This window comes from uncultured Holdemanella sp., assembly GCF_934772795.1.
Classification (GTDB): domain Bacteria; phylum Bacillota_I; class Bacilli_A; order Erysipelotrichales; family Erysipelotrichaceae; genus Holdemanella.
Genome location: NZ_CAKVMR010000107.1, coordinates 1 through 3,114, shown reverse-complemented (window position 1 = coordinate 3,114; position 3,114 = coordinate 1). Strand labels below are relative to the sequence as shown.

General features: G+C 33.2%; 3 protein-coding genes. 2 read left to right on the top strand and 1 reads right to left on the bottom strand.

Translation table 11 applies throughout. The annotated features are described in order from the left end of the window. Positions 1–898, bottom strand: an 898-nt coding sequence (locus Q0F04_RS11560) for a transposase (protein WP_295753445.1), incomplete at its 3' end; no start/stop codon positions are given. Between the two features lie 236 nt (positions 899–1,134). On the opposite strand from Q0F04_RS11560, the gene Q0F04_RS11555 reads away from it, so the two are divergent. Both Q0F04_RS11555 and Q0F04_RS11550 read left to right on the top strand, forming a co-directional pair. Continuing rightward, positions 1,135–1,941, top strand: coding sequence for a Cof-type HAD-IIB family hydrolase (locus Q0F04_RS11555; RefSeq protein ID WP_295753443.1), 807 nt, complete (start codon positions 1,135–1,137; stop codon positions 1,939–1,941). 2 nt (positions 1,942–1,943) lie between these two features. After that, a complete protein-coding gene (locus Q0F04_RS11550; protein ID WP_295753441.1) occupies positions 1,944–2,936 on the top strand; it encodes a dipeptidase in 993 nt (330 codons plus the stop codon). The last annotated feature ends 178 nt before the right edge of the window (positions 2,937–3,114 follow it).

Sequence of the window (3,114 nt, the reverse complement as noted above, 5' to 3'; positions counted from 1 at the left end):
CTAAATTTGTAATAATACTTTCGTAGGTATCATCACTAATTTTGAAACGTACAACACGACATTCAAAATCAAAATAAAGGCTTCCGTCAAAAAAATCAAATCTCTGATTTTTAGGGACAAACTTATATATTTCAGGATGAGCTTTTATTTCATTCGTTTGTTTAGTAGTTAGGGTACGACGAACATGCATATCAAATTCTGCATCTGGAAAAGGGCCAAAACTACGCAGTACGCTTGTTCTAGAATGAATATCCTTTACCCTGATCAAATACTTCTGGTTCTTCATACCTACTTTCACAAAAGAATTGATAGATTCATAGCCTCTGTCCGCAATGAAAATAGCTTTAGGACCATCATATCTATCCACTATTTCATTGAATGCACCATTTTCGTTCATTACGGCATTTCCTTGAAGAACAATATCATCATAAGTACATTCCAATAGATCATAGCTTGTATTCAGATGATAGGCGGAGAAAGGTTTATTCGAATTATTAGCCTTATAAAAAGTGGTTTTAGTATCTTTGATAGCACTGCTGATAGGCAGAACAGAACCATCAACAGCGAGAAGGCGATAACCTTTGTGAAGCTTGATTTTCTGTGTTCGTTCATTGAACATATTGAATAATGTACGGAATGCATCTGGACGAATCTTACTACGTGCCTGTACAAATGAAGAAGCTGTAGGCGTATCAAGCTTATATCCAAACAATTTGAACATTTCATCTTTTAAAGATCCAGACTCTAATAAAAGCACATTGAAAAGAGTACTTCCAAAAAGATGTTTTCTTTTCCGTGTAAAATCCTTATTTGAATCAACAACAAATAGTGAAGAAGAATCATTCATGGTTTTGATGCAGAATTTTAACTGCTTTTTTAACGATTTATAATTGTTCATAAGTACCTCCAAAAACATATACCTATAAACAATTGGCCTATTATCAGAAATGATAATAGGCCACACATTTCAACCTGTATGTCAACAAAAAAATTCAAATTTTCCACAAAAAAAGAGGAGCACATTTTTTGTGTTCCCCTCGAAGCCGTCATTTCTTAACTTAATGATATTGCCCTTCGGGGTCTTTTTTTTTGACTCGTTTCGTATTACTATAAACAAGTAGAAGGAAGTGCTATATGGTTAGGGCAATTGTTTGTGATTTAGATGGTTCTTTGATGAATCCAAGTAGTGGTATCTATGTAAATGAAGCTGTTAAAGAGGCATTGATTGAAGTTGAAAAAAGAGATGTTTTAGTCATATTAAATTCAGCTCGATGCTTTCAAGGTGTTTATCCATTATCTAAGCAGATTTTAATGCAAGACTTTGGTGGATATGTCATTAGTTGCAATGGAGCCCATTGTTTTGATGTGAAAACGAAAAAGACGATGTTTGAGTATTCCATTTCAAATAATGATGTTTCATTTATTTGGCAATACGCATTAAAACATGATTTAGGTGTTGGTTATAGTCAACCTGATTATTTTGTGGCCAATAAAATGACACATGGATTTGAACTGGATATGCATAATTGTGATGTAGATTACATTTTGACGAATCACATAGAAAAGTATTTAAAGGATTCTGTGTGGAAAGTATCTATATCGGATTCAAAATCAAGAATTGATTCGATTTATGATGAGATGAAATCAATTATTGAATCAAACTGTAACGTAAAAGTTGTGCATAGTACAGATACGATGATTGACATTATTCATAAGGATTGTGAAAAGCTAAATAGTGTAAATCGTTTGTTGAATGACCTTAAAATCTCTTGGGAAGATGTCAGTTCCATAGGAGACGGTTCAAGTGATGCGCCTGTATTAGAAGCATCTGGTTTAGGTGTAACTCTTGAGAATGGTTGTGAAGCTTGTAAAAAAGTCGCAAATAAAATTGTTCCTTCATGTTATGAAGATGGCTGTATAGAATGGTTAAAGGAGTTATAAAAATGAGAGTAGTCGATATGCATTGTGATACGGTTCTAGAATTATTGAGTCGTGATTTAAAGGGTAAAGAGGCAAGTTTATATTCAAATGATTTGTCGATTGATTTAGAAAAGATGAAAAAGGGTAATTATCTATTACAGAATTTTGCGTTGTTTACAGATCAGAAAGAACTAGCTATTCCTGAACAACAGACAATGCGTTTGTATGATGAATATTGTACACAAATGGATAAGTATGCAGATTATATTGCACCTGTATATACATTTAGTGATATTGAAAAGAACGATAAAGAAGGTAAATTATCAAGTTTATTAACTTTAGAAGATGGTGGTGTATGCTTCAATGATTTAGCTATGCTAAGAAACTATTATCGTATGGGTGTAAGAATGATTGCTCTTACTTGGAACTATGAGAATGGTATTGGTTATCCAAATCTTTCAATGAAAGATATGAATGGAAATAAACCTAACTATAAGCGTAGTGTCGATACAGAAAGAGGATTGACAGAGTTTGGAATTTCGTATGTAAAAGAAATGGAAAGACTAGGCATGATCATTGATGTTTCTCACTTGAATGATGCAGGTTTCTATGATGTATTAAAACATACGACAAAACCATTTGTGGCATCTCACTCAAATGCGAGAAGTATATGTAATGTAGCACGTAATATGAGTGATGATATGATTCTTCAATTGGCTAAACGTGGTGGTGTTATGGGACTTAACTTCTGTGGAAGTTTCTTGGCAGATCGTGATGATCACAAGAGTTGTGTAGAAGATATGGTCAAACATATTCTATATATCAAGGATTTAGCTGGAATTGATGTCATTGGATTAGGCACAGATTTTGATGGTATTTCATGTCCTTTAGAAATTAAAGATGCTTCTATGATGAATCTATTAGAAGAAGCTTTATATAAGGCAGGACTTACTCAAGAAGAAGTAAAAAAAATCTTCTATAAGAATGTCTTAAGAGTCTATAAAGAAGTATTGTAAATGGATCGGTTGATCCATTTTTTTATTGCGAAAGCATTAAAAAATGATGGAAAGCACTTTATGGATATCATGAATGGAAGCTATGCCCAAACACATTTCCATTGCAAGTTATGGGATGCAGGAGAAAAGGGACTTACATTATCTGCTTTTGAATGGGAGAAGGATAGAAAAACGCTGA